The 24,638-nt window shown below is 56.5% G+C and carries 25 protein-coding genes and 1 pseudogene; 25 read left to right on the forward strand and 1 reads right to left on the reverse strand.

What is annotated here, in order from left to right:
• Positions 1 to 4: 4 nt before the first annotated feature.
• Genes NFU03_RS01220 through spoVM form a run of 6 tightly spaced genes read left to right on the forward strand, consistent with a single transcriptional unit; the run spans position 5 to position 5,124 of the window.
• On the forward strand, positions 5 to 763 hold the full coding sequence (locus NFU03_RS01220) for a Stp1/IreP family PP2C-type Ser/Thr phosphatase (RefSeq protein WP_251635398.1): 759 nt from the start codon (positions 5 to 7) through the stop codon (positions 761 to 763).
• Entirely contained in the window at positions 760 to 2,733 is a 1,974-nt protein-coding gene (pknB, locus tag NFU03_RS01225) for a Stk1 family PASTA domain-containing Ser/Thr kinase (RefSeq protein WP_251635400.1), read from the forward strand. The genes NFU03_RS01220 and pknB overlap by 4 nt, the downstream gene beginning before the upstream one ends.
• A gap of 14 nt (positions 2,734 to 2,747) precedes the next feature.
• Positions 2,748 to 3,629, forward strand: a complete 882-nt coding sequence (gene rsgA / locus NFU03_RS01230) for a ribosome small subunit-dependent GTPase A (protein ID WP_251635402.1) — start codon at positions 2,748 to 2,750, stop codon at positions 3,627 to 3,629.
• A gap of 4 nt (positions 3,630 to 3,633) precedes the next feature.
• Positions 3,634 to 4,302, forward strand: a complete 669-nt coding sequence (rpe, locus tag NFU03_RS01235; RefSeq protein WP_251635404.1) for a ribulose-phosphate 3-epimerase — start codon at positions 3,634 to 3,636, stop codon at positions 4,300 to 4,302.
• Positions 4,299 to 4,952 carry a thiamine diphosphokinase gene (locus NFU03_RS01240; RefSeq protein ID WP_251635406.1) on the forward strand — a complete coding sequence of 218 codons (654 nt, stop codon included), beginning with the start codon at positions 4,299 to 4,301 and terminating at the stop codon, positions 4,950 to 4,952. The genes rpe and NFU03_RS01240 overlap by 4 nt, the downstream gene beginning before the upstream one ends.
• 13 nt (positions 4,953 to 4,965) lie before the next feature.
• Entirely contained in the window at positions 4,966 to 5,124 is a 159-nt protein-coding gene (spoVM, locus tag NFU03_RS01245) for a stage V sporulation protein SpoVM (RefSeq protein ID WP_251635409.1), read from the forward strand.
• Between the two features lie 35 nt (positions 5,125 to 5,159).
• Here the strand turns inward: spoVM and rpmB are convergent, their stop codons facing one another.
• Positions 5,160 to 5,348: a 50S ribosomal protein L28 gene (rpmB, locus tag NFU03_RS01250; RefSeq protein WP_025785101.1), complete on the reverse strand. Its 189-nt coding sequence runs from the start codon at positions 5,346 to 5,348 to the stop codon at positions 5,160 to 5,162.
• 204 nt (positions 5,349 to 5,552) lie between these two features.
• Between rpmB and NFU03_RS01255 the strand changes: the two genes are divergently transcribed.
• The 19 genes and pseudogenes from NFU03_RS01255 (at position 5,553) to trmD (ending at position 24,636) form a co-directional block, all read left to right on the forward strand.
• The gene (locus NFU03_RS01255) at positions 5,553 to 5,915 is read left to right on the forward strand and encodes an Asp23/Gls24 family envelope stress response protein (RefSeq protein WP_251635411.1); all 363 of its coding nucleotides are present in this window, start codon (positions 5,553 to 5,555) and stop codon (positions 5,913 to 5,915) included.
• A 17-nt stretch (positions 5,916 to 5,932) separates the two neighbouring features.
• A complete protein-coding gene (locus tag NFU03_RS01260) occupies positions 5,933 to 7,597 on the forward strand; it encodes a DAK2 domain-containing protein (protein WP_251635413.1) in 1,665 nt (554 codons plus the stop codon).
• A gap of 137 nt (positions 7,598 to 7,734) precedes the next feature.
• A complete protein-coding gene (gene sdaAB / locus NFU03_RS01265; RefSeq protein WP_251635415.1) occupies positions 7,735 to 8,397 on the forward strand; it encodes an L-serine ammonia-lyase, iron-sulfur-dependent subunit beta in 663 nt (220 codons plus the stop codon).
• Positions 8,398 to 8,411: 14 nt separating this feature from the next.
• Positions 8,412 to 9,320 (forward strand): L-serine ammonia-lyase, iron-sulfur-dependent, subunit alpha, encoded by a 909-nt coding sequence (gene sdaAA, locus NFU03_RS01270; RefSeq protein ID WP_251635416.1) that lies wholly within the window; start codon positions 8,412 to 8,414, stop codon positions 9,318 to 9,320.
• Complete coding sequence (gene recG, locus NFU03_RS01275) at positions 9,217 to 11,349, forward strand: ATP-dependent DNA helicase RecG (RefSeq protein WP_251635417.1); 2,133 nt, start codon at positions 9,217 to 9,219, stop codon at positions 11,347 to 11,349. The genes sdaAA and recG overlap by 104 nt, the downstream gene beginning before the upstream one ends.
• Before the next feature lie 163 nt (positions 11,350 to 11,512).
• On the forward strand, positions 11,513 to 12,091 hold the full coding sequence (fapR, locus tag NFU03_RS01280; RefSeq protein WP_251635418.1) for a transcription factor FapR: 579 nt from the start codon (positions 11,513 to 11,515) through the stop codon (positions 12,089 to 12,091).
• Positions 12,088 to 13,080 carry a phosphate acyltransferase PlsX gene (plsX, locus tag NFU03_RS01285; RefSeq protein ID WP_251635419.1) on the forward strand — a complete coding sequence of 331 codons (993 nt, stop codon included), beginning with the start codon at positions 12,088 to 12,090 and terminating at the stop codon, positions 13,078 to 13,080. The genes fapR and plsX overlap by 4 nt, the downstream gene beginning before the upstream one ends.
• Positions 13,077 to 14,018 carry an ACP S-malonyltransferase gene (gene fabD / locus NFU03_RS01290; RefSeq protein ID WP_251635420.1) on the forward strand — a complete coding sequence of 314 codons (942 nt, stop codon included), beginning with the start codon at positions 13,077 to 13,079 and terminating at the stop codon, positions 14,016 to 14,018. Before plsX ends, fabD begins: the two co-directional genes overlap by 4 nt.
• Positions 14,018 to 14,764 (forward strand): 3-oxoacyl-[acyl-carrier-protein] reductase, encoded by a 747-nt coding sequence (fabG, locus tag NFU03_RS01295; RefSeq protein WP_251635421.1) that lies wholly within the window; start codon positions 14,018 to 14,020, stop codon positions 14,762 to 14,764. The genes fabD and fabG overlap by 1 nt, the downstream gene beginning before the upstream one ends.
• A 405-nt stretch (positions 14,765 to 15,169) precedes the next feature.
• The gene (locus tag NFU03_RS01300) at positions 15,170 to 15,406 is read left to right on the forward strand and encodes an acyl carrier protein (RefSeq protein WP_251635422.1); all 237 of its coding nucleotides are present in this window, start codon (positions 15,170 to 15,172) and stop codon (positions 15,404 to 15,406) included.
• A 124-nt stretch (positions 15,407 to 15,530) separates the two neighbouring features.
• On the forward strand, positions 15,531 to 16,298 hold the full coding sequence (rnc, locus tag NFU03_RS01305; RefSeq protein WP_251635424.1) for a ribonuclease III: 768 nt from the start codon (positions 15,531 to 15,533) through the stop codon (positions 16,296 to 16,298).
• A 2-nt stretch (positions 16,299 to 16,300) separates the two neighbouring features.
• Positions 16,301 to 19,864 (forward strand): chromosome segregation protein SMC, encoded by a 3,564-nt coding sequence (smc, locus tag NFU03_RS01310; RefSeq protein WP_251635426.1) that lies wholly within the window; start codon positions 16,301 to 16,303, stop codon positions 19,862 to 19,864.
• A 24-nt stretch (positions 19,865 to 19,888) separates the two neighbouring features.
• Positions 19,889 to 20,905 carry a signal recognition particle-docking protein FtsY gene (gene ftsY, locus NFU03_RS01315; RefSeq protein ID WP_251635428.1) on the forward strand — a complete coding sequence of 339 codons (1,017 nt, stop codon included), beginning with the start codon at positions 19,889 to 19,891 and terminating at the stop codon, positions 20,903 to 20,905.
• Between the two features lie 63 nt (positions 20,906 to 20,968).
• Positions 20,969 to 21,235 (forward strand): annotated as a pseudogene (locus tag NFU03_RS01320) (putative DNA-binding protein); the annotation flags it as partial.
• Positions 21,236 to 21,314: 79 nt separating this feature from the next.
• Positions 21,315 to 22,670: a signal recognition particle protein gene (ffh, locus tag NFU03_RS01325; RefSeq protein WP_251635433.1), complete on the forward strand. Its 1,356-nt coding sequence runs from the start codon at positions 21,315 to 21,317 to the stop codon at positions 22,668 to 22,670.
• Between the two features lie 102 nt (positions 22,671 to 22,772).
• Complete coding sequence (gene rpsP, locus NFU03_RS01330; RefSeq protein ID WP_251635435.1) at positions 22,773 to 23,045, forward strand: 30S ribosomal protein S16; 273 nt, start codon at positions 22,773 to 22,775, stop codon at positions 23,043 to 23,045.
• 15 nt (positions 23,046 to 23,060) lie between these two features.
• Complete coding sequence (locus tag NFU03_RS01335) at positions 23,061 to 23,294, forward strand: KH domain-containing protein (protein WP_251635437.1); 234 nt, start codon at positions 23,061 to 23,063, stop codon at positions 23,292 to 23,294.
• 92 nt (positions 23,295 to 23,386) lie between these two features.
• The gene (gene rimM / locus NFU03_RS01340) at positions 23,387 to 23,902 is read left to right on the forward strand and encodes a ribosome maturation factor RimM (RefSeq protein ID WP_251635439.1); all 516 of its coding nucleotides are present in this window, start codon (positions 23,387 to 23,389) and stop codon (positions 23,900 to 23,902) included.
• The gene (trmD, locus tag NFU03_RS01345; protein WP_251636200.1) at positions 23,902 to 24,636 is read left to right on the forward strand and encodes a tRNA (guanosine(37)-N1)-methyltransferase TrmD; all 735 of its coding nucleotides are present in this window, start codon (positions 23,902 to 23,904) and stop codon (positions 24,634 to 24,636) included. The genes rimM and trmD overlap by 1 nt, the downstream gene beginning before the upstream one ends.
• Positions 24,637 to 24,638: the final 2 nt, after the last annotated feature.

The raw sequence follows: 24,638 nt of genomic DNA on the forward strand, positions 1-24,638 counted from the left end.
AGAGATGCTGTTCAGTATTCGGACGGACATAGGCCGGAAACGGACGTTCAACGAAGATCAGGCCGCCTGTTTTGAACTGGATGACGGGACGGTCCTTGCAGTCATTGCGGACGGTATGGGCGGCCACCGGAGCGGCGATGTCGCCAGCGCCATGGCGGTCAGACTGATGGGGGAGCACTTTGACGGACTCCGGGATGGGGTTCCGAGGAGCGCTGATATGTGGGCGGAGTGGCTCGATGAGAGTGTCCGCAAAGTCAATCGGCTGATCTATGAAAAAGCACAGTCCGCCCCGGAGCATGACGGGATGGGCACGACACTCGAAGCGGCCGTCATCCAGGGCGGTGACTGCCATATCGCGCACGTAGGGGACAGCCGGGTGTATTTGGTCCGATCCGGCGAAATAACCCAGATCACAAAAGACCATTCGTATGTCAATGCGCTTCTCGCAAGCGGTGAAATCACTGAAGCGGAAGCGGAAGTGCATCCGCAGCGCAATTGGATCATGCGTGCGGTGGGATCCGAGAAAAGCATAACATCTGATTTTTACCATTTTCGGTTCCATCCGGGAGATTATCTGCTCATGTGTACGGATGGGCTGAGCAACAAAGTGGAACCGGAGACGATGCGGGTGCTCATCAGCGGCGGCGGTACACTGGACGGCAAAGTCGCCCAGCTGATCGATCTGGCAAATGAGCGCGGCGGCGAAGACAATATAACTGCTGTCCTGCTTGCCCATCCGGCGTCCGGGGCGGGTGCCCTATGATCGGAAATCGTATTGGGGACCGCTATGACATCATCGGCACGATCGGCGAAGGCGGCATGTCAAAAGTCTATTTGGCGCACGACCTGATCCTCGACCGGGACGTCGCCATCAAAGTGCTGAATTACGACTTCGCCCACGAAGAGGAACTGAAGCGCAGGTTCCAGCGGGAAGCCCTCTCGGCAACGAGCCTCACCCACCCGAACATCGTCAACATTTTCGACGTCGGTGAAGAGGATGAGCTCCATTATCTCGTGATGGAATATGTGAAAGGGATGACGCTGAAGCGGTACATACTAGAGAACGGACCGCTCCCGCCCGAAAAAGCGATCCCGATCATGCTTCAGCTGGTGGCGGCGATTTCGAACGCGCACCATAACGGCATCGTTCACCGCGATGTCAAACCGCAGAACATCCTGATGGACGAGGAAGGCAATGTGAAGATCACGGACTTCGGAATCGCGATGGCACTCACCGCCACGTCACATACGAAAACGAATTCCGTCCTCGGCACGGTCCATTATCTGTCGCCGGAACAGGCGCGAGGCGGCATGGCGACGAAGAAATCCGATATCTACTCACTCGGGATCGTCTTCTATGAACTGCTCACAGGGAAACTGCCGTTTTCTGCAGAATCCGCTGTCGCAGTCGCCTTGAAACATCTTCAGGAAGAAACACCGTCCGTCCGGGCGGAGTTTCCGGCCATCCCGCAAAGTGTTGAAAACATCATCCTGAAGGCGACTGCCAAAGACCCAAGGCACCGCTACGTTTCGGCGGACGAGATGTATGACGATCTTCAGACGTCGCTCGACCCGTCGCGTCATGATGAAACGAAGTTCGCCCTGCCGTTCGACGAGGACGAAACACGGGCACTGCCCGTCATCAAAGACGTCCCGCACCTGATCGATCCGGAAGATACGGTGAAAATCGAGCCGGTGAAACCGGCTCCGGTACAGCCTGCCGCAAAACCGGCGAAGAAAAAACGCAAAAAGTGGCCATGGCTTCTCGTTGTCCTGCTGCTCATCGCGGCAGGCGCCGTCCTCTACTTGACGGGCGTATTCGACCGCAAAGTGACGGTGCCGAACGTACTCGGAAAAAGCGAAGCCGATGCGATCGCGCTTCTGGAAGACAGCGGATTCACCATCGATGATAAGCTCGAACAGCCGTCCGAAGAGTACGAATCCGGAGAAGTGTTCCGGACAATCCCGGAAGCGGGCAAAGAGCGCGACAAAGGCAGTGCGGTGAAACTGTACGTCAGCACCGGCAAGGAAACGATGACCTTCAGCGATTACAAAGGAAGGGAATTCAAATCCGTGAAAGAACGGCTGGATACGTACGGATTCCGTTCCGTCGTGCCGGAGGAAGTATACGACGACAAACCGGCAGGGACCATCCTGGACCAGGACCCGGAACCTGAATCGGAAGTCGTGCCGAGCGAGACCGATGTCATCTTCACGGTGAGCAAAGGCCCTGAACTGGTGACGCTGGAAAGCCTGATCGGCTATACCGATGACCAGCTCACCAAATATGCGAAGTCATCCGGCTTCAATATCACCGTCAAGAAACGGACGCACTCGGACAGCATTCCGGCCGGCCAGGTCATGAGCCAGGATCCGTCTGCCGGGCAGTCACTGCCGATCGGTGCCGAGATCAGTGTCATCGTCTCGAAAGGCCCTGCTCAGAAGCCGGTCAAACTGTACGCGAAGCGTATCAAAATCCCATACGAAGCCGAAGACACCGATGATTCATCGGAAGACGGCGGGGATGAAGAGAGAGCTCCGCAGACAGTGCGGATCTATATCCAGGACCGGTCGCATTCCATGACTGATCCGGTGGAGGAATTCGAAATTACTGAAGACACCGAGAAACAGATCACCGTTGAACTGGAAGAAGGCCAGCGGGGCGGCTATAAAGTGCTCCGCGGGACGACGATCATCGACGAAAAGACATTCGACTACAAAGACATTCAATAAGGAAGAGGGATAGGATGCCGGAAGGACAAATTCGAAAAGCTCTCAGCGGTTATTACTACGTCAAGACAGAAGATGGAATGATCCGTTCGCGCGGACGCGGCGTGTTCCGGAAGCGGAAGATCACGCCGCTCGTCGGCGACTGGGTGACGATTGTCCAAGAGGGGGAGGAAGACGCCACCGTCACGGAGGTTCACCCGCGGAAAAACGAACTCGTCCGCCCGCCTGTCTCCAATATCGATACGGCGCTGCTTGCCGTCTCGATTGTCGAGCCGGAGTTCAGCCCCGGACTGCTGGACAGGTTCCTCGTTCTCGTCGAATCGCACGGCATCGAGCCGCTTATCTGCCTGACAAAGAAGGACAAGGCATCGGTGCCCGGTCTGCAGCGTGCAGAGGAATGGGCCGCCTATTACCGATCCATCGGCTACACCGTCCTGCTGACATCGATCGACGATCCGGGAATCCTGCCCGCGCTGCAGCCGTACCTGGAAGGGAAGACGACGGTGCTCGCAGGCCAGTCCGGTGTCGGGAAATCGACCCTGCTGAACACGCTGCTGCCCGGTCTGCTCCTGGAAACCGGAAAAATCTCGGAATCCCTCGGACGCGGCAAGCATACGACCCGCCACGTCGAGCTGCATGAAGTGGCGGGGGGGCTTGTGGCGGACACGCCGGGCTTCAGTTCGCTCGAGTTCGATACACTGGAAAAAGAGGAGCTCAGCAGCTGTTTCCCGGAATTCGCGAAAGCGTCCGAACAGTGCAAGTTCAGAGGATGCCTCCATTTGAAGGAGCCGTCCTGTGAAGTGAAACGGCAAGTGGAGAGCGGGGAGATCCTGCAGAGCCGGTACGATCACTATCTTCAATTCCTACAGGAAATCACTGACAGAAAGCCGAGGTATTAACCGAATGATTAAAATAGCCCCTTCTATTCTATCAGCCGACTTCGCCAGACTCGGCGAAGAGATCAAAGACGTGGAACGCGGAGGCGCGGACTGGATCCATGTCGATGTGATGGACGGCCATTTCGTCCCGAACATCACGATCGGACCGCTGATCGTCGAAGCGATCCGTCCGGTGACGGAGCTGCCCCTCGATGTGCACCTGATGATCGAAGAGCCCGACCGCTACATCGAACAATTCGCAAAAGCGGGCGCTGATTATATAACCGTGCACGTCGAAGCATGCCGCCACCTGCACCGGACAATCCAGCTTATCCGGTCGTTCGGTGTCAAGCCGGGCGTCGTCCTGAATCCGCATACACCTGTGGAGAGCATCCAGCATGTACTCGAAGACATCGACCTCGTGCTCTTCATGACCGTGAATCCCGGGTTCGGCGGTCAGAAATTCATTCCGTCGGTCGTTCCGAAAGTGAAGCAGCTGTCCGACATGCTGAAGGAACGCGGCCTTTCCGTCGACATCGAAATCGACGGCGGCATCACGCCCGAGACGATCGGACCATGTGTCGAAGCAGGTGCGACCGTATTTGTAGCAGGATCCGCAGTATACAACAAAGAAGACCGAGCTGCCGCCATCTCAGACATCCGGTCGGCAGGCGAGCAGGCATTGGCCAAGTGAAGACGGTCATCATATGTGCAGGGGGGCCGGAGGAAGAACTGATTCCTCTGGCTTCTTTTGCGGATGAAGGCGTCCAGTTCATCGGGGCGGACAGAGGGACGGTGCATCTGCTGAAAGCGGGGATCATCCCGGCTGCCGCCATCGGTGACTTCGACTCAGTCAGTACCGAGGAGATGAAAGCGATCGAGGATGCCGGCTGCCGGATCGAGCGCTGGCCCGCTGAGAAAGACGAGACCGACACGGAACTCGCCCTCGAGGCGGCGCTCAGCCTTGCGCCGGACCGCGTCATCATCACCGGCGTGACAGGCGGACGGCTGGATCATATGTATTCCGCGCTGCAGCTGCTCGGCAGGTATACACTCAGGTATCGGGGGACGGAATGGGTGCTCGCGAACCGGCAGAATGAGATGAGGGTGCTGCCGCCCGGCGTCACGCGTGTGGAGCGCAGCGGGGCCTTTCCCTATCTGTCGCTGTTCCCGATGACGATGACCGCTGAAGGGCTGTCGCTGGCTGGTGTGAAGTACGAAGTGGAGGAGGAGACGATCCATTTCGGGGACACCCGCTTCACGAGCAACGAAATCACGGCCCCCTTCTGTACTATCACGATCCGTACGGGCATATGTTTAATGGTAAGGAGCTCAGATTCCTGAAAGGAGTGGGAACTTGCGGATTTATACTTTCACATTGCCTAAGTTTGTAAGCGGGATCGTCCGGAAGTGCATGGTGGTGTTCTCGAAAGAGGAAACGGCGAAAGCGAAGACGAAGCCTGCAGCCTCTGCAGCGAAGAAACGGAAAAAGCGCAATGAAAAAACGCCCGGCTGAACAACCAGCCCGGCGTTTTCTTTTTGTACGGTCTATTAAACGCGTTGAACTTTACCTGATTTGAGTGCGCGGGCAGAAACCCATACACGCTTCGGCTTACCATTAACAAGAATACGGACTTTTTGAAGGTTTGCACCCCAAGTACGTTTGCTGGAGTTCATTGCGTGGGAACGGTTATTCCCTGCTCGTGCTTTGCGACCTGTAATTACACATTCTTTAGCCATTTTATAACCTCCTCGCGAATGATGATTAATATAATTCGCATACTAGAACAATTTATCATATCCGCTGGATGCTTGCAAGCTTTTTTCGTCGTTCTTTCAAGGGCTTTTCCTTTACACCGGCAAGAAAACGCTTGCTTTCTTTTCTTATAGCGGTCTATATAGTACAATGTGAACAGTGAAACTGGATGCAGGAGGGATCGTGGCATGTCAATTCAATTGGAAAACGATCATGGGAAAATTGATATAACGAATGATGTGATCGCCCGGGTCGTCGGTGAAGCTGCAGTCGAATGTTACGGCGTGGTCGGTATGGCATCGAAACACCAGATCCGCGACGGACTGACGGAGATCTTGAGAAAAGAGAATTACAGCCGCGGGATCATCGTGAGAAACGCAGGGGCTGATCTGCAGATCGATCTGTACATTATTGTCGGTTACGGAACGAAGATCACGGAAGTCGCCTACCAAGTACAATCCAAAGTACAGTATACACTGAAGAAAACACTCGGATTGACGATCGGTGCCGTCAATATTTACGTACAGGGCGTTCGTGTAACGAACCTGTGAAGGAGGAACCCAGTTCAATGAAGTCGATCGATGGACAGAAGTTTGCGGAAATGGTGCAGATGGGTGCACATCACCTCAAACAGAATGCAGATTATGTAGATTCTTTAAACGTATTCCCGGTGCCTGACGGCGATACCGGGACGAATATGAACCTGTCGATGACGTCAGGTGCGAAGGAAACGGAAGCACACGTCTCCGAGCATCTGGGCAAGACGTCACAAGGACTGTCAAAAGGCCTGCTGATGGGCGCGCGCGGCAATTCCGGCGTCATCCTGTCCCAGCTGTTCCGCGGTTTCGGGAAAGCGGTGGAGGACAAGGCGTCGCTTACTGCGGGCGAATTCGCAGCGGCTCTCCAATACGGGGTCGAAACGGCTTACAAAGCTGTCATGAAGCCGGTGGAAGGGACGATTTTGACAGTTGCCCGAGAAGCGTCGGATGCAGCTGTGAAAGAGGCAGCAGTCACGGACGATCTCATCCAAGTGATGGAGGCGACAGTCGGAGAAGCGAAAGCCTCATTGAAGCGGACACCCGATCTGCTGCCTGTCTTGAAAGAAGTGGGTGTCGTGGACAGCGGCGGCCAGGGGCTTGTCTATGTGTACGAAGGCTTCCTCGCTTCCCTGAAAGGCGAAGAACTGCCTGAACGCACGGTCGTCCAGTCGATGGACGAGCTTGTCAGCGCAGAACACCACCGCAATGTGCAGGGGTTCATGGACACGGCTGATATCGAATTCGGCTATTGCACGGAATTCATGGTCCGTTTCGAAGACGAAAAAACAGGAAACCATCCGTTCGATGAAACGGAGTTCAGACAGCATCTGAGCGGGCTCGGTGATTCCCTGCTCGTCATCTCGGACGATGAGATCGCCAAAGTACATATCCATACGGAAGATCCGGGCGATGCATTGTCCTACGGTCAGACGTTCGGCTCTCTCATCAACATCAAGATCGAGAACATGCGGCAGCAGCATATGGACATCGTCGGCAGTCCGTCTGCACATAAGACGGCGAAAGAGCCTGCTGCAAAGCATCCATATGCCGTCGTCACAGTGGCGATGGGTGAAGGGATTGCGGATCTGCTGAGAAGCCTCGGAGCGTCGTACGTGATCGAAGGCGGCCAGACGATGAACCCGTCGACGGAAGACATCGTGAAGGCAATCAACGAAGTCGGCGCGGAGCGTGTGCTCATCCTGCCGAACAATAAGAATATCGTGCTTGCAGCGGAACAGGCAGCGGAACTGCTCGGTATCGAAGCCGCTGTCGTGCCGACGAAGTCGGTGCCGGAAGGGCTTGCAGCCATTCTTGCATTCAATCCGGAAGCCGGCGTGGCGGCCAATGCGAAGTCGATGGCTGCTGCTGCGGCGGGCGTGAAAACGGGTCAGGTGACGACCGCTGTGCGTGACACGTCGATCGATAACATTTCAATCCGCAAAGATGACTACATGGCAATTGCTGACGGCAAGATCACGATTGCGACGCCGTCACTTGAAACGACAATGAAATCGCTGATCGACAGCCTCGTCACGGAAGATGATGAGATCGTAACGGTCATTTACGGGGAAGGCGTTTCAGCTGAAGATGCCGAAGCGATGTCCGCGTACATCGAAGGCCAGTTCGAGAATGTCGAAATTGAATTGTACAATGGAAAACAGCCGTTGTACCCTTATATACTATCTGTCGAATGACAGAGTACGAAAAAAGCGTCGCAGCCTTGCTGCAGACGCTTTTTTCAAGGGGCATGGACGTTCGCTATTTTTGTTTTCCGGCCGGTTATCGTGTAGAATACTATATAGGAAGATGTGCAAAAAAGGGGGAGTTTTCATTGAAATATAGATCCGTTTTCGAAATCATCGGTCCCGTCATGATCGGTCCGTCATCATCCCACACTGCTGGTGCTGCAAGGATCGGTCTCGTCGCGCGCGACTTGTTCGGCAGGCAGCCGGACTGGGCGCGGATCCATCTGTATGGTTCATTCGCGGAAACGTACAAAGGGCACGGCACCGACGTGGCGATCGTCGGCGGCCTTCTCGGTTATGATACATTCGACGAACGCATCCGGACCGCATTCGAAGACGCGGAAGCACTCGGCATGACATTTGAGTTCATCCCGGAAGAAGAGGAAGCGGATCACCCGAATACAGCGAAGCTCGTCATCGGAGACGATGACGGCGTCATGGAACTGGTCGGGATTTCAATCGGCGGAGGTACGATGGAAGTTGTGGAGCTGAACGGCTTCCCGCTCCGCCTGTCGGGACACTTCCCGGCACTCCTCGTTGTCCACGATGACCGTGCAGGCGTCATTGCGAACGTTTCGAACGCGATCGCTGCACAGGACATGAACATTGCACATATGGAAGTCGGACGGAAAGAAAAAGGGGAAATGGCGCTGATGGTGATCGAAGTCGACCAGGTGGTCAATGACGGACTGATCGAACAGCTGCGTGCACTTCCGAATGTCACACAAGTTTCGACATTGGCGAACTAAGGAGGCGGACAACTATGGAAATTTTATTTTCAAATGTAAAGGAACTGGTGGCGGTCGCGGAAAAGGAACAGCAGCCGATCTCGGAGATCATGATCCGTCAGGAAATGCTGCTGACGCGGCGCTCCCGTGAAGAGATATTTGCGCAGATGGAAAACAATCTCGCAGTCATGGAGAATTCGGTTGAAGAGGGGCTGAAAGGCGTCCATTCGGCGTCAGGCCTGACCGGCGGAGATGCCGTACTGATACAGAATTACATGAAGACCGGTAAGGCGCTGTCCGGAGAACTGCTGCTGGACGCCGTGAGCAAAGCGGTCGCAACGAACGAAGTGAACGCGGCGATGGGCATGATCTGCGCGACGCCGACCGCAGGTGCTGCAGGCATCGTACCAGGTACGCTGTTCGCTGTGAAGAACAAGCTGAATCCGACACATGAGCAGATGGTGAACTACTTGTTCACGACTGGAGCTTTTGGTTTCATCGTCGCGAACAATGCGTCGATTTCCGGCGCGGCGGGAGGCTGCCAGGCGGAGACAGGTTCGGCTGCATCGATGGCGGCTGCTGCGATTGTCGAAATGGCCGGGGGGACACCGCAGCAGAGTGCAGAAGCCTTCTCGATCGTCATGAAGAACATGCTCGGCCTCGTCTGCGATCCGGTCGCAGGGCTCGTCGAGGTGCCGTGCGTCAAACGGAATGCGATGGGTGCCGCGAAAGCGCTCGTCGGTGCGGATATGGCGCTTGCAGGGGTCGTCAGCGTCATCCCTACCGACGAAGTCATCGAAGCGATGCACAAGATCGGCCAGTCGATGCCGTCCGCACTCCGTGAAACCGCGAAAGGCGGTCTGGCGGCGACGCCGACAGGCAAAGCGCTGGAAGCTGAAATCTTCGGGAAAGACAGCGATACACGTGACACTGTCACTAAGTGATCCAGTCACCTCGCTGAAAGGGATCGGCAAGACAGCTGGCGAGCAGCTGGAGACTCTTGGGATCCATACAATTGAAGAACTGGTGATGATGTTTCCATACCGTCATGAAGACTTCCGGCTGAAGGACCTGTCGGAGACGCCTCACGGGGAACGGCTCACGATCGAGGGACGGGTGGAGAGCATTCCATCCGTCCTGTTCACCGGGAGTAAGCGGTCCCGTCTGCAGATCCAGCTCCTCGTCGGCCAGCATCTCGTCAAAGCGGTGTTCTTCAACCAGCATTATTTGAAAGACCGGCTGAACCCCGGGCAGATCGTCACGATCACAGGAAAATGGGATCGCGGCCGTCAGCTTATCAACGTGAGCAATTTCAAGGATGGGCCGAAGATCGGGCAGGCGGATTTCGAGCCGGTCTACAGCTTGAAAGGCATTGTGAAACAGCCGACGTTCCGGCGCTGGATGCGTCTTGCGCTCGACGAAGCTGCCGGGGAGATACCGGAGACACTGCCGCAGTCGATCTTGACGGCCTACAAACTGCCGACGCTTGCCGAAACACTCGAGATGGTGCATTTTCCCGATACACCCGACGACGTCAAACATGCACGGCGACGCGTCGTCTACGAGGAACTGCTGCACTTCCAGCTGAAGATGGCGGCACTCAAGAAAGATCGCAAAGAAGCGGGGAAAGGGACGCCCATCCCTTATGATCTCGAGAAACTGAAACTATTCATCGCTTCCCTGCCGTTTGAACTGACGGGCGCCCAGAAGCGTGTCGTCAACGAATTATGTGCAGAACTGAAGAGCCCGCTGCGCATGAACCGGCTGCTCCAGGGGGATGTCGGCTCGGGGAAGACGGTCGTTGCCGCGATCGCGCTCTATGCGGCAATCACGGCAGGCTTCCAGGGAGCACTCATGGCACCGACGGAAATTCTTGCCGAACAGCATGCCGAGACACTCGCCGGCTGGCTGAAGCCGGCAGGAGTGACGGTCGCTTTTCTGTCAGGATCGACGAAAGGGAAAGCGCGCAGGGAAATTATCGAGCGTCTGGAAGCGGGGGAGATCGATCTGCTGATCGGCACACACGCACTCATTCAGCCGGATGTGAATTTCCACAGGCTGGGGCTTGTCATCACGGACGAACAGCACCGGTTCGGCGTCGAACAGCGGCGTGTGCTGCGGGATAAGGGGGAGCATCCGGACGTACTATTCATGACCGCGACCCCGATCCCCCGGACGCTCGCCATCACGGCGTTCGGGGAGATGGACGTCTCCCTGCTCGACGAAATGCCAGCCGGCCGCAAAGAGATCGAAACCCACTGGCTGAAAGAAGACTCGCTCGCCCCGGTGCTGAGAAGGATGGAGAAGGAACTGCAGGCAGGACGCCAGGCATATGTCATCTGTCCGCTCATCGAAGAGTCCGATACGCTCGATGTCCAGAATGCCGTCGACGTGTTCGGACAGCTGTCGGCTTACTTCGCAGGCAGGTTCACTGTCGGTCTGATGCATGGCCGGCTCCATGCCGATGAAAAAGAGCAGGTCATGCGTGACTTCAGTGAAGGCAGGATCGACTGCCTTGTGTCCACGACGGTCGTCGAGGTCGGTGTCAACGTGCCGAATGCGACGTTCATGCTCATCTATGACGCGACCCGGTTCGGCCTGGCTCAGCTCCATCAGCTCAGGGGACGGGTCGGCCGAGGAGCGGACCAGTCCTACTGCATCCTGCTTGCGGACCCGAAAACCGAAGAAGGAAAAGAGCGCATGATGACCATGTCCGAAACGAATGACGGGTTCCTGCTCGCCGAAAAAGACTTGGAACTGCGCGGGTCCGGTGACTTCTTCGGCAAGAAACAGAGTGGGCTTCCGGAATTCAAGATGGCGGACCTCGTCCACGATTTCCGGGCGCTCGAGACGGCTAGGCAGGATGCGGAACGGCTGCTGGAATCCGATGAGTTTTGGAACGATGGCGCATATGACGGCCTCCGCCGGACAGTGGAAGAATCGGGGGTCCTGCAGAGCGAGCGGATCGACTAGACGATAGCCGGCTGATACCCGGCGTGGGGTCCATTACAGCCGGCCTGCGGAACGGCCGAATCCAAACAGCAGAATGCAAATGAGCAGACCGCTCTTGCATTCTTTTTTTTTACTTTATATACTGTTACTATTACCAAGTGCTAATCAGGGAGGGCGGACGGCGTTGCGATTACAAAAAAAAGAGCGTCAGCAAAAACTTCAGCAGCTGCTGGAGACGACCCCTTTCCTGACGGATGAAGAAATTGCAGCACACTTCGACGTCAGTGTGCAGACCATCCGGCTGGATCGGCTCGAGTGCGGAATCCCCGAACTCCGGGAACGGCTCCGTTCGGCAGCGGCCGAAACGATTGCCGGCAAAGTGAAGGCGCTTGAAGAAGACGAAGTGATCGGGGAAATCATTGATATCGAACTGGACAGCAAGGCGATTTCCATCCTGGACATCACCCCTGCCCACGTGTTCCAGAAAAGCGGGATCGCCCGGGGTCATCATCTGTTCGCCCAGGCCAATTCGCTCGCCGTCGCCGTACTCGACGATGAGCTGGCGCTGACAGCGAAATGCGTCCTGCATTTCGTGAAGCCGGTCAAGGCGGGGGACCGTGTCGTCGCCCGTGCCGTTGTCCGCGGACGGAAGGACAGCCGGTCCATCGTCGATGTCTCATCAGCCGTCGGGGAAGAGCCCGTTTTCAGCGGTGAGTTCCACATGTACCGCGCTGCCGGGACCAACAAGGAGGAAGCGGAATGAGAATTGCAGTCGATGGAATGGGCGGTGACCACGCCCCGAAGGAAATCATAGCAGGCGTGCTGCAGAGCCTGGAGGAATTCAGTGATATACATATACAGCTGTATGGCGACCGGGAGGCGATGGCCCCTTATCTGACAGACCATGACCGACTGACAGTCGTCCACTGCAGCGAAAAGATCGAGCCGGAGGACGAACCTGTGCGTGCCGTGCGCCGGAAAAAGGATGCTTCGATGGTGCGGATGGCGCAGGCCGTGAAAGACGGCGAAGCGGATGCCTGCGTCTCAGCGGGTAATACGGGAGCCCTCATGGCAGCGGGTCTTTTCATCGTCGGGCGGATCGACGGAATCGAACGTCCGGCCTTGGCGCCGACACTTCCGACTCTCGGCGGGGAAGGGTTCGTACTGCTCGATGTCGGTGCGAATGCCGACGCGAAGCCGAGCCAGCTCGTCCAGTATGCGATCATGGGCAGCATCTATGCGGATAAAGTCCGGGGGATCCGAAACCCGCGTGTCGGCCTGCTGAATATCGGCACGGAAGCGGGAAAAGGGAACGATCTGACGAAAGAGGCCTATGAAGCATTGCAGGCGGCGCCGCTGAACTTCATTGGCAATATCGAAGCGCGTGACCTGCTGACAGGAGTGGCGGACGTCGCCGTGACGGACGGCTTCACAGGCAACATGGTGCTGAAGACGATCGAAGGGACTGCAGCCGGCCTGTTCTCGATGCTGAAAGATGTCTTCGCATCTTCCGTGAAGACGAAGCTTGCCGCTGCTCTCGTGAAAGACGACCTGCGCGGACTGAAGAAACAGATGGATTACACGGAATACGGAGGAGCGGGACTGTTCGGACTGAACTCCCCCGTCATCAAGGCCCACGGTTCATCGAACGCCAACGCACTGAAGAATGCAGTGCGGCAGGCACGGACGATGGCAGCGCATCACGTGAGCGAAACGATCCGCGAAACGATTGTTGAGGAGGAAGCACGATGACGAAAATAGCATTCTTGTTCCCGGGACAGGGGTCACAGAAAGTCGGTATGGGAACGGAACTGGCCGCGGAAGCCGGCGGGCGCGTGTTCTTTGAAACCGCTGACCGTGTGCTCGAATTCCCACTGAGCAAACTCATGGAAGAAGGGCCTCAGGAAGAACTGACTGTCACGTATAACGCCCAGCCGGCGCTGCTGACGGTCGGCGCGATGGTGGCGGACCGCCTGAAACAGGCAGGCATCCGGCCGGACTGTACGGCGGGCCACAGCCTTGGGGAATACACGGCGCTCTATGCAGCCGGTGCCTTATCATTCGAAGATGCCGTGCAGACCGTCCATAAGCGCGGGCTGTTCATGAACGAAGCGATGCCGGCAGGAGAAGGCGGCATGGCCGCGATTCTCGGTTTGGATGAAGAAACTGTTTCGGACGTCACTGCAGCCATCACTGCGGAAGGGAAGCTGGTACAGCCCGCGAACTTGAACTGCCCCGGTCAGATCGTCATTTCGGGCACGAAGGCCGGCGTCGAGGAAGCGTGTGTCCGCCTGAAGGAAGCCGGTGCAAAACGGGCTCTCGTACTGGACGTCAGCGGACCGTTCCATTCCGAACTGATGCGCCCGGCAGCCGGGAAACTCGGGGAAGTCCTCGAGAGCCTGGAAATGCAGGATGCGGCAGTGCCTGTGTTCGCAAACGTGACGGCTCAGCCTGTCACGGACAGCGGTGAAGTGAAACGGCTGCTGATCGAACAGCTGTCCTCGCCTGTCCGCTGGGAAGAATTGGTGCGCCATATGATCGAGTCGGGTGTCACGCAGTTCATCGAATGCGGACCGGGCAAAGTACTGAGCGGTCTTGTACGCAAGATCGACAGGTCCATGACCGTCTGGCCGGTATACGACGAAGAGACGCTGGCAGCCGTCATTGAAGCAGCAAAGGAGTGGGCATGATGGGGAAATTCACAGGAAAAACAGCGGTCGTGACCGGTGCATCCCGCGGGATCGGCCGGGAAGTCGCACTGCTGCTCGCTCGTGAAGGGGCAAGTATCGCGGTGAACTACAGCGGCAGCAAGGATCGTGCAGATGAAGTCGTCACCGAAATCGAGGCGGGCGGCGGACGGGCTGTCGCCATCCAGGCGAATGTCACCGATCCAGACAGCGTGAAAGCGATGATGGATGAGACGCTCAAAACATTCGGATCAATCGATCTGCTCGTCAACAATGCAGGAATCACGAAGGACAATCTATTGATGCGCATGAAAGAAGACGAGTGGGATGCTGTCATCGATACGAATCTGAAAGGGGTTTTCCTCTGTACGAAAGCCGTTTCCCGTCAGATGATGAAACAGCGGGCCGGCCGGATCGTCAACATGGCATCCGTCGTCGGCATCGCAGGCAATGCGGGGCAGGCCAACTATGTGGCAGCCAAAGCCGGCGTCATCGGTCTGACGAAGACGACTGCGAAAGAGCTTGCTGCACGCGGGATCACCGTGAATGCCGTTGCTCCGGGGTTCATCACCACGGATATGACGGATGCCCTCGGCGGAGACGTCAAGGATCAGCTGCTCAACAGCATTCCGCTTGGATCCCTCGGGCGTCCGGAAGATGTGGCGAAAGCTGTTGCGTTCTTTTTATCGGATGATGCGTCCTATATTACCGGACAGGTGCTCAATGTCGACGGCGGCATGGTGATGTAACCTGTGCCTGCGCTTTTTGTACAGGCTAGCTCCGGCGGGCAGGGCTCGGGGGCGCTTCGGTGCTGAAGACAAGGCAGAGAGCGCCTTGTGCTTTAGCCCCTCCAGCGCCCGTCGCCCTAGGCGCCCGCCTGCGCTTTTTGTGTAATCCAGCTTCGGCGTCCAGAGGCTCGGGGTCGCTTCGGAATTGAAAACAGGACAAAAAGCGTCCTGTTCTTCAATTCCTCCAGCGCCTGTCGCCTCTCCCGGGCCGCCTGCGCTTTCTGTGCAATCCAGCTCCGGCGGGCAGGGCTCGGGGTCGCTTCGGTGCTGAAGACAAGGCAGAGAGCGCCTTGTGCTTCAGCCCCTCCAGCGCCCGTCGCCCTAGGCGCCCGCCTGCGCTTTTTACTTTGAAAGGGGGTGAATGTATTGTCTACTGTATTGGATCGTGTGACGAAAGTGGTTATTGACCGTTTAGGGGTTGATGAGAGCGAAGTGAAACCCGAAGCTTCTTTCCGTGATGATCTCGGCGCCGACTCGTTGGATGTCGTTGAGCTCGTGATGGAATTGGAAGATGAATTCGACATGGAAATTTCCGATGACGACGCTGAGAAAATCGGCACTGTCGGGGATGCTGTCTCATATATCGAAGAAAAAACAAAATGAGTGTAGCACAGAGACACCTCCGTCCTTTCCCCGGAAAGTGCGGACGTGTCTCTTTTCCATTTTGCACTGCGCCTGCCGACAAGGTAGAATATAAAGAGTATGCAAAGAAAGGCAGGTTGACTGAATGACCACTAACAAACGACCGACTGGAAAATCATCCAAAACCGTTCTGCCCGCAGCAGTCCGGAAGAAATTCGACGAACTCCAGCAGCGTCTCGATATCCGATTTGGCAACGCGCTGCTGCTGTATAATGCGTTCACCCACTCGTCCTACGTCAACGAACACCGCGGGAAACGTTTCACCGATAACGAACGGCTCGAGTTTCTCGGGGATGCTGTCCTCGAACTTGCCGTCTCCCAGTATCTGTATTCCACGGAGCCGACCAAAAGTGAAGGGGAACTGACCAAGCTGCGTGCGGCCATCGTCTGTGAGCCCTCGCTCGTGACGTTCAGCACGGAACTGAATTTCGGAGAGTATATCCTGCTTGGCAAAGGGGAGGAACTGACTGGCGGACGGACGCGGCCTGCGCTTCTTGCCGACGTGTTCGAAGCATTCATCGGCGCCCTGTATCTCGATCAGGGATTCGACACAGCCACCGACTTCCTGGAGCGTACGGTATTCCCGAAAATCGGTCTTGGAGCTTTTTCGCATGTGATGGATTACAAAAGCCGGCTGCAGGAAATTGTCCAGCAGACGAATCATGGACAGCTTCAGTACCGGATTGTGGAAGAATCAGGTCCTGCACATGCGAAAAAATTTCTAACCTACGTGGAGCTTGGCGCAACGAAGCTCGGTGAAGGCATCGGCCGTTCCAAGAAGGAAGCGGAGCAGGAAGCAGCACGTCAGGCGATCCAGCAGCTATTGGAAGAGCACACGAAAGAGGAGAGCTGAACGTGTTTTTAAAACGTCTTGAAATTATCGGATTCAAATCTTTTGCCGACAAAGTCTCCATCGACTTCGTTCCGGGCGTCACAGCGGTTGTCGGCCCGAACGGCAGCGGCAAGAGCAACGTCATCGATGCAATCCGCTGGGTGCTCGGGGAACAGTCCGCCAAGTCGCTCCGCGGCTCGAAGATGCAGGACGTCATCTTTGCAGGTAGTGATTCACGCAAACCGCTCAATTTCGCCGAAGTGACATTGGTCCTCGACAACACGACAGGACTCTTTCCACTCGATTACACGGAAATCAGTGTCAGCCGGAGGGTGTTCCGTTCTGGTGAGAGCTCCTTCCATCTGAACGGGCAGGTGTGCCGCCTGAAGGATATAAATGATGTGTTTGTCGACTCTGGACTCGGGAAGGAAGCGTTCTCCATCATCTCGCAAGGGCGGGTCGACGAGATCCTGAACAGCCGTCCGGAAGACCGCCGCAGTGTGTTCGACGAAGCGGCGGGCGTCCTGAAATACAGGATGCGGAAGAAAAAGGCCGAGTTCAAGCTCATCGAGACGGATGACAATCTGGACCGGATCCTCGATATCCTGAAAGAACTGGACGACCGGATCGAGCCACTGGCAGCCAATGCCCGTGCAGCAGAACGCCACCGCACGCTCGCAGCGGAACTCCGGGAAGCGGACGTCCGTCTCCTGAATGCAGAAGCCGCGTCGATGCGGACCGAATTGCAATCCTATGAACAGCAGACGGCAGTGAAAACGGCAGCACGCGATGATCTCGACAAAGCGGCCGCTGTGCTCGAACGTGAAGTCGCGGAGGCGAAAGTATCCCTCTCCCGGCTGGACGCAGAGATCGCAGAACTGCAGGAACAGCAGGTCACAACAAGTTCCGAAGCTGAAAAGTGGGAAGGGCGCCGCCTGCTGTCCATCGAGAAACAGCGGAACGCGAAAGAGCGGTCCGTGCGCATTGACGACGAACTGCAGGCAGTCCGCCGCTCACTTGAGCTGCTGGCCGCGAAAAAGTCTGACCTGACCGAAGAGAATGGACAGACGACCCGCCAGTTGGAGGAGAAGACCGAAGAAATGGCCGGTATCTCGAAGAAACTGAAACGGTCGCTTGCCGAAACGGAACAGGAAATCGATAACTTGAAGTCCGCTTATATTGAAGTCCTGAACAAAGAAGCGACTGTTCGCAACGAACTGAAGCATATCGATGAACGGCTGACGGGCGAACAGTTTTCATCCGAAAGGAGCACTGAGCAGACACGGGAACTGGAAGGGAAGATCGCGGAACTCCGCCGGCAGGAAGAGGAGCAGTCCGCACAGCTGGGACGACTGTCGAAAGAGATGGAACAGATCAGGCAGCAGTCCCGGCAAGTGCGCTCCGATCTCCAGCAAAGCGAATCGAAGCTTGCGGAAACCCAATCGCTGCAGCAGCAGGCTGTGAACAAGCGTTATGAACTGCAGGGCCGACTGCGTGCGCTGAAAAGCATGGAAGCCGATTTCTCCGGATTCTACTCCGGCGTGAAGGAAGTGCTGCTCGCCAAACAGGCAGGTACGCTGCACGGCGTCGAAGGGGCGGTCGCGGAACTGATCACCGTTGACAGCAAGCACCTGAAAGCTGTGGAAACAGCGCTTGGCGGCGCCATGCAGCACATCATCACAGCGACCGAACAGCATGCACGGACAGCGATCGGTCATCTGAAGAAGAGGAATTCCGGACGGGCGACGTTCCTGCCTCTTGATGTCATGAAGGCCAGATACGTTCCGAAGGATGTCCTGACGAGGGTCAGCGGACACAGTCACTATGTCGGCACCGCGGAACAGCTTGCGGCCGCCGATCCGAAATACCGTCACGCAATCTCCAATCTGCTTGGTTCCACCATCGTCGCAAGCAGTCTGGACGGCGCCTCAGAAATCGCGAAGCTCGCCGGCTACCGGTACCGGATCGTCACACTCGACGGTGATGTCGTCAATGCGGGCGGCTCCCTTACCGGCGGCGGATCGAAAGGCCAGTCGACCGTCTTCTCCCGGAAAGCGGAACTCGAGACGCTGACGGGCCAGCTCGCCCAGCTCAACACGTCCATCGATGCTGCTGAGAAACGGGCTGGTGACGTAAAAGCCGCCATGGCGGGCTACATGCAGTCCGTATCCGATGCAGACCGTAAACTGGGCGAACTGCAGACAGCTGCTGCTCAGCTTGAGGGTACATTACGGGAGACGGCGTTCCTGCTCCGGTCTGCCGAATCCCAGTACGACATGATCGAACGCGGCCGTGCAGGAGCGGAAGATACCGCAAGTGTGCTTTCGGCCAAACGGCTCGAGCTGCAGAAACAGCAGCAGCAGCTGAAGGCGGAACAGCAGGACATCCAGGCTTCGGTCACTTCCCTCGAAAGGCTCGCGGCAGACCGCAGGACGGAAGAGCAGTCGCTGCGTGAACGCTACAGCGAGCTGCGGGAACAGACCGCCATCCTGCGGGAGCAGGCCGCCCATCGGTCCGCGCTTTCGGCGGAGGCCGGACGCGAATTCGAAGAGGCACAGCAGAAACTCGCCCGCCTCGAAGAAGAGAGTAGCTTTTTAGCGGAGCAGGAGCAGGGGGAAGCTCTTACGCCTGAAGAAATCGGAATGAAGATCAGCGAAACAGCCAATGCCGTAGAACAGGTGAAGGCCCGTCTTTCAGAGAAACGCTCAGAGCGGGCTCTCGTCGACCGGGACTGCACCGGCAAAGAGGAAGCGCGTAAACGGGAAACGGACCGGCTGGCAGCTCTTATTACGGAACTGAGCCGCCTTCAGGTCCTCCTGTCCCGGTCGGAAGTCCGCCTGGAGTCACTCACCGAGCGGCTGCTGGATGAGTATGGCCTCCTCCCTGACTATGATGTGCCGGACGGCTTCGAGGAAGCGGAAGCACGTGCCCGGGTCGAGGAGCTGAAACAGGAAATATCCTCACTCGGCCCAGTCAATCCGGGCGCCGTGGAAGAATATCGGGAGGTACTGGAACGCCATACATTCTTGTCGGAACAGCGCAGCGACCTGATGGAAGCGAAGACGACACTGGAAGAAGCGATGTCCGAAATGGATACCGAGATGAAGATGCGGTTCTCCACGACATTCGATGCCGTCCAGCAGCGTTTCCGTACGGTATTCCGGGAAATGTTCGGCGGCGGGGAAGCTGATCTCGTCCTCACCGAACCGGACAACTTGCTTGAAACAGGTGTCGACATCATCGCTCGGCCTCCGGGCAAGAAACGGCAGAACCTGAGCCTGCTCTCCGGAGGGGAACGGGCGCTGACCGCGATCACCCTGCTGTTCGCCATCATCGAAGTCCGGCCTGTCCCGTTCTGTATCCTGGACGAAGTGGAGGCCGCGCTGGACGAGGCGAACGTCACCCGCTACAGCCGCTATTTGAAGAAATTCTCGGAGGATACACAGTTCATCGTCATCACCCACCGGAAAGGGACGATGGAAGGGGCGGATGTCCTGTACGGCATCACCATGCAGGAATCCGGCGTCTCCCGTCTGCTGTCAGTCAAACTGTCAGAAGTGCCGGAAGCCGCGCTGCAAGCAACGTAACTTGACGGAAGGAATGTGAATGGAATGTCATTTTTCAAGAAGATGAAAGAAAAAATTACGGGCACGAACGAAGCGGTAACCGGGAAGTTCAAGGAAGGGCTGACCAAGACACGCGATTCGTTCACGTCGAAAGTGAACGACCTCGTCGCCCGTTTCCGCGAAGTGGATGAGGAGTTCTTCGAAGAACTGGAAGAGGTGCTGCTGCAGGCCGACGTCGGTTTCGAAACAGTCATGGAACTGATCGATCAGCTGAAAGCGGAAGTGAAACGGAAAAACATCAAGGACACTGCCGGAATCCAGACGGTCATTTCCGAGAAACTCGTCGATATCTACAATGCGCAAGGCGAAAGTGACAACTCCCTGAACATCCAGGAAGACGGCATCACGGTCATCCTCATGGTCGGTGTGAATGGGGTCGGCAAGACGACGACGATCGGGAAACTGGCATCCCGTCTGCAGAAAGAAGGCAAAACCGTCATGCTTGCAGCTGGAGATACATTCCGTGCAGGAGCGATCGAACAGCTCGTCGTCTGGGGCGAACGCGCAGGCGTCGAAGTCATCCGCCAGTCCGAAGGTTCGGATCCTGCCGCTGTCATGTTCGACGCGGTCAATGCCGCGAAGAAACGGGGCGTCGACGTCCTGATCTGTGATACTGCAGGGCGTCTGCAGAACAAAGTCAACCTCATGAACGAACTGCAGAAAGTCCACCGGGTTATCGGACGCGAAATTGAAGGAGCACCCCACGAAGTACTGCTCGCTCTCGATGCGACGACCGGCCAGAACGCGTTGATACAGGCGGAGACGTTCAAGGAAGCGACGGACGTCACAGGAATCGTCCTGACGAAGCTCGACGGCACTGCGAAAGGCGGTATCGTCCTTGCCATCCGCAACAAGCTGAACATCCCTGTCAAGTTCGTCGGCCTCGGGGAAGGCATCGATGATCTGCAGCCGTTCGATCCCGAGAAATACGTCTACGGCCTCTTTGCGGACGGCCTGGAACTGGAAGCGGCGGAAGAGCAGGACACGGAAGAAGACAAGTAAAATGCCTTGACAGTCCATCCGGCTGCGGCTACTATTTAGGAGAGGTAAGAGGAGGAGTTCCGATTGCTTGAGAAAACGACGCGTGTCAACTTCCTCTTTGATTTTTATCAATCGCTGTTAACGGACAAACAACGGATCTATATGGAATTATACTATCTCGATGACCTTTCCCTCGGGGAGATCGCCGAGGAGTACCATGTATCGAGACAGGCGGTGTATGACAACGTGCGCCGGACGGAAGCGATGCTGGAAGATTACGAAGCGAAGCTCATGCTGTTTGAGAAATTCAAGCAGCGGACAGAAGTGATCGACCGTCTGGAACAGCATCTGTCTGACGGACAGGCGCTGACTGCGGAAGCGGCCAGCCTGCTCCGGCAAATACAAGAACACGACTAAGGAGGCTCTATGCATGGCATTTGAAGGATTGGCAGAGCGCCTGCAAGGGACGCTTCAGAAGATTACAGGCAAGGGCAAGATCAGCGAAGCTGACGTCAAGGAGATGATGAGGGAAGTCCGTTTCGCTCTCATCGAAGCCGACGTCAACTTGAAAGTCGTCAAAGAATTCGTCAAGACGGTCAGTGAACGCTCCATCGGGCAGGACGTCATGAAGAGCCTGACACCGGGCCAGCAGGTCGTCAAGATCGTCAAGGACGAACTGACGAAACTGATGGGTGAAGAGCAGTCGGGCATCCAATTCGCCCGCAAATCACCGACCGTCATCATGATGGTCGGACTGCAGGGAGCCGGGAAAACGACGACCTCCGGGAAACTCGCCAACTCGCTCCGGAAGCGGAACAACAAAAAACCGCTTCTCGTTGCAGCGGACGTCTACCGGCCGGCAGCGGTCCAGCAGCTCGAGACGATCGGCAAGCAGCTGACGATCCCGGTATTCTCCCTCGGCACCGACGTGTCACCTGTCGAAATCGTCCGGCAGGCGCTTGAAAAGGCGGACGAAGACCATAACGACGTCGTCATCATCGATACGGCGGGACGTCTGCACATCGACGAGACGCTCATGCAGGAACTGAAGGACATCCGCGAACTCGCTTCGCCGGATGAAACCTTCCTCGTCGTCGATGCGATGACAGGGCAGGACGCGGTCAACGTCGCGAAGAACTTCGACGACGCGATCGGCATCACAGGGGTCGCCTTGACGAAACTGGACGGCGATACACGGGGCGGGGCGGCGCTGTCGATCCGCTCGGTGACCCAAAAGCCGATCAAGTATGTCGGTATGGGCGAGAAGATGGATGCGCTTGAACCATTCCACCCGGAGCGCATGGCTTCACGGATCCTCGGCATGGGGGATGTCATGTCCCTCATCGAGAAAGCCCAGGAGAATGTCGATGAAGAGAAAGCCCGCGATCTCGAGCAGAAACTGCGAACGCAGACCTTCACGCTCGACGATTTCCTCGATCAGCTCCAACAGGTGAAGAAGATGGGCCCGCTCGACGAAATCCTGAAGATGATGCCCGGCTTCAACAAGATCAAAGGGCTGGAAAACGCGCAAGTGGACGAGAGCCAGATGGGGAAAGTCGAAGCTGTCATCTATTCGATGACGACGCAGGAGCGCGCCACCCCGGAAATGATCAACGCCAGCCGCAAGAAACGCATCGCCAAAGGATCGGGGACGTCGATCCAGGAAGTGAACCGTCTGCTGAAGCAATTCGAAGAGATGAAGAAAATGGTGAAGCAGATGACAGGCGCGCAGTCGAAAGGAAAAAAGAAGATGAAATTCCCGGGAATGGATGCATTTTTCAAGTAATCCGCGAGGAAATTTCAGGTGTTAAGAAAAAACACTTTACAAACACCGAGAAGGTTGATAATATACTATCTTGTGTGAAACTATTCGGAGGTGCAACAAAACATGTCAGTTAAAATTCGTCTTAAACGTATGGGTGCCAAGAAGACACCTTTCTATCGTATCGTAGTTGCCGATTCACGTTCACCGCGTGACGGTCGTCAAATCGAAACAGTCGGTACTTACAACCCGCTTACAAAGCCGGCTGAAGTCAAAATCGACGAAGCAAAAGTACTGGACTGGATGCAAAAAGGCGCGAAGCCGTCAGACACAGTCCGCAACTTGTTCTCTGAACAAGGTATCATGGAGAAATTCCATAACGCAAAACACGGTAAGTAATCAGGAGGTGTGCTCATGGAGCAGCTGATCCAGACAATCGTAAAGCCGTTGGTCGATCATCCGCAAGCGGTCCAGATCGCTAAGGATGAGCAGGACACCCGGATTGCCTACAAACTTTCCGTCCACCCCGACGATATGGGGAAGATCATCGGAAAGCAGGGCCGTGTCGCGAGTGCGATACGGACAATTGTGACATCAGCTGCAGGCAGCCACCGCGGTAAACGGGTTTACCTCGATATCGTCGATTGACACTGTGCAGAAGGAGGAGCCTCGGTTCCTCCTTTTTTCTATAGGGCCGGCAGAGCCGGAAACGACTACCGTACAAAGGAAGGGATTGGCCCATGCAATGGTTTAACGTTGGAGAACTTGTCAACACACACGGCGTACAGGGAGAAGTCCGTGTCCTCTCCCGCACTGACTTCCCGGAGGAACGGTTTGCGGTCGGCAGCGAACTGTCGCTGTTCATGCCGAATGAAAACAAGCCTGTCCAGTTGAAGATCGCAAGCTCACGCCGCCATAAGAATTTCTATCTGCTCACATTCGAGAACCACTTCAACCTCAGCCATGTCGAGAAGTACAAGAGCGGCATGCTGAAGATATCGGAAAAACAGCTCAGTGATCTGGAAGAGAACGAATTCTATTACCATGAGATCATCGGCTGCAAGGTCGTGTCACTTGAAGGCGAGACGATCGGCACAGTGACGGAAATCCTCGAGACCGGCGCGAACGACGTATGGACGGTCACCCCGGAAACGGGCAAGCCGCACTACATTCCGTACATCGAAGACATCGTCAAGGACATCGACATCCCGAACAAGACGATCACGATCGACGTCATGGAAGGCCTCCTGTCATGATGAACGTCCATGTCCTCTCCCTGTTCCCGGAAATGTTCGAAGGGGTGTTCAACACCTCGATGCTGAAAAAAGCACAGGAGAACGGCGCTGTAGAACTTTCGGTCACGGACTTCCGGGACTACTCGGAGAACAAGCACCGGAAAGTCGATGATTATCCGTATGGCGGAGGTGCCGGCATGGTGCTTAAGCCCGAGCCGCTTTTCAATGCTGTCCAAGCGGTGACCGGCGCAGCCGGCAAGCCGCCTCGCGTCATCCTCATGTGTCCGCAGGGCGAACGTTTCAGCCAGGCGAAGGCGGAGGAGCTGGCTGCGGAAGAGCAGCTCGTCTTCATCTGCGGCCATTACGAAGGGTACGATGAGCGGATCCGTGAGCACCTGGTGACGGACGAGCTGTCCATCGGCGACTTCGTGCTGACAGGCGGGGAGCTGGCGGCGATGACGATGATCGACAGCGTCGTCCGCCTGCTTCCGGGCGTCCTCGGCAACGAAGCCTCCCCCGTGGAAGATTCGTTCTCGACAGGCCTGCTCGAGCATCCGCAGTACACCCGTCCGGCGGTCTATGAAGGCATGGCGGTGCCGGATGTGCTGCTGTCCGGCAACCATGCCGAAATCGAGAAATGGCGGACGGAACAGTCCCTGAAGCGCACATTGGAACGCCGTCCGGACCTGCTTGAATCGTATCCCCTCACCGCGGAGCAGAAAAAAGTGCTGGACCGGCTCAGATCCCGCAACTAGCG

Origin of the sequence: Sporosarcina sp. NCCP-2716, from assembly GCF_023707985.1 — a bacterium.
Taxonomy (GTDB): Bacteria; Bacillota; Bacilli; order Bacillales_A; family Planococcaceae; genus Sporosarcina.

What these genes read in the sequence shown, in the direction of transcription:
- NFU03_RS01220 (WP_251635398.1), top strand. Translation starts at nt 5, where the DNA reads ATGCTGTTCAGTATTCGGACGGACATAGGCCGGAAACGGACGTTCAAC.
- pknB (WP_251635400.1), top strand. Translation starts at nt 760, where the DNA reads ATGATCGGAAATCGTATTGGGGACCGCTATGACATCATCGGCACGATC.
- rsgA (WP_251635402.1), top strand. Translation starts at nt 2,748, where the DNA reads ATGCCGGAAGGACAAATTCGAAAAGCTCTCAGCGGTTATTACTACGTC.
- rpe (WP_251635404.1), top strand. Translation starts at nt 3,634, where the DNA reads ATGATTAAAATAGCCCCTTCTATTCTATCAGCCGACTTCGCCAGACTC.
- rpmB (WP_025785101.1), bottom strand. Translation starts at nt 5,348, where the DNA reads ATGGCTAAAGAATGTGTAATTACAGGTCGCAAAGCACGAGCAGGGAAT.
- NFU03_RS01255 (WP_251635411.1), top strand. Translation starts at nt 5,553, where the DNA reads ATGTCAATTCAATTGGAAAACGATCATGGGAAAATTGATATAACGAAT.
- NFU03_RS01260 (WP_251635413.1), top strand. Translation starts at nt 5,933, where the DNA reads ATGAAGTCGATCGATGGACAGAAGTTTGCGGAAATGGTGCAGATGGGT.
- sdaAA (WP_251635416.1), top strand. Translation starts at nt 8,412, where the DNA reads ATGGAAATTTTATTTTCAAATGTAAAGGAACTGGTGGCGGTCGCGGAA.
- plsX (WP_251635419.1), top strand. Translation starts at nt 12,088, where the DNA reads ATGAGAATTGCAGTCGATGGAATGGGCGGTGACCACGCCCCGAAGGAA.
- fabD (WP_251635420.1), top strand. Translation starts at nt 13,077, where the DNA reads ATGACGAAAATAGCATTCTTGTTCCCGGGACAGGGGTCACAGAAAGTC.
- fabG (WP_251635421.1), top strand. Translation starts at nt 14,018, where the DNA reads ATGGGGAAATTCACAGGAAAAACAGCGGTCGTGACCGGTGCATCCCGC.
- rnc (WP_251635424.1), top strand. Translation starts at nt 15,531, where the DNA reads ATGACCACTAACAAACGACCGACTGGAAAATCATCCAAAACCGTTCTG.
- ftsY (WP_251635428.1), top strand. Translation starts at nt 19,889, where the DNA reads ATGTCATTTTTCAAGAAGATGAAAGAAAAAATTACGGGCACGAACGAA.
- ffh (WP_251635433.1), top strand. Translation starts at nt 21,315, where the DNA reads ATGGCATTTGAAGGATTGGCAGAGCGCCTGCAAGGGACGCTTCAGAAG.
- rpsP (WP_251635435.1), top strand. Translation starts at nt 22,773, where the DNA reads ATGTCAGTTAAAATTCGTCTTAAACGTATGGGTGCCAAGAAGACACCT.
- NFU03_RS01335 (WP_251635437.1), top strand. Translation starts at nt 23,061, where the DNA reads ATGGAGCAGCTGATCCAGACAATCGTAAAGCCGTTGGTCGATCATCCG.
- rimM (WP_251635439.1), top strand. Translation starts at nt 23,387, where the DNA reads ATGCAATGGTTTAACGTTGGAGAACTTGTCAACACACACGGCGTACAG.
- trmD (WP_251636200.1), top strand. Translation starts at nt 23,902, where the DNA reads ATGAACGTCCATGTCCTCTCCCTGTTCCCGGAAATGTTCGAAGGGGTG.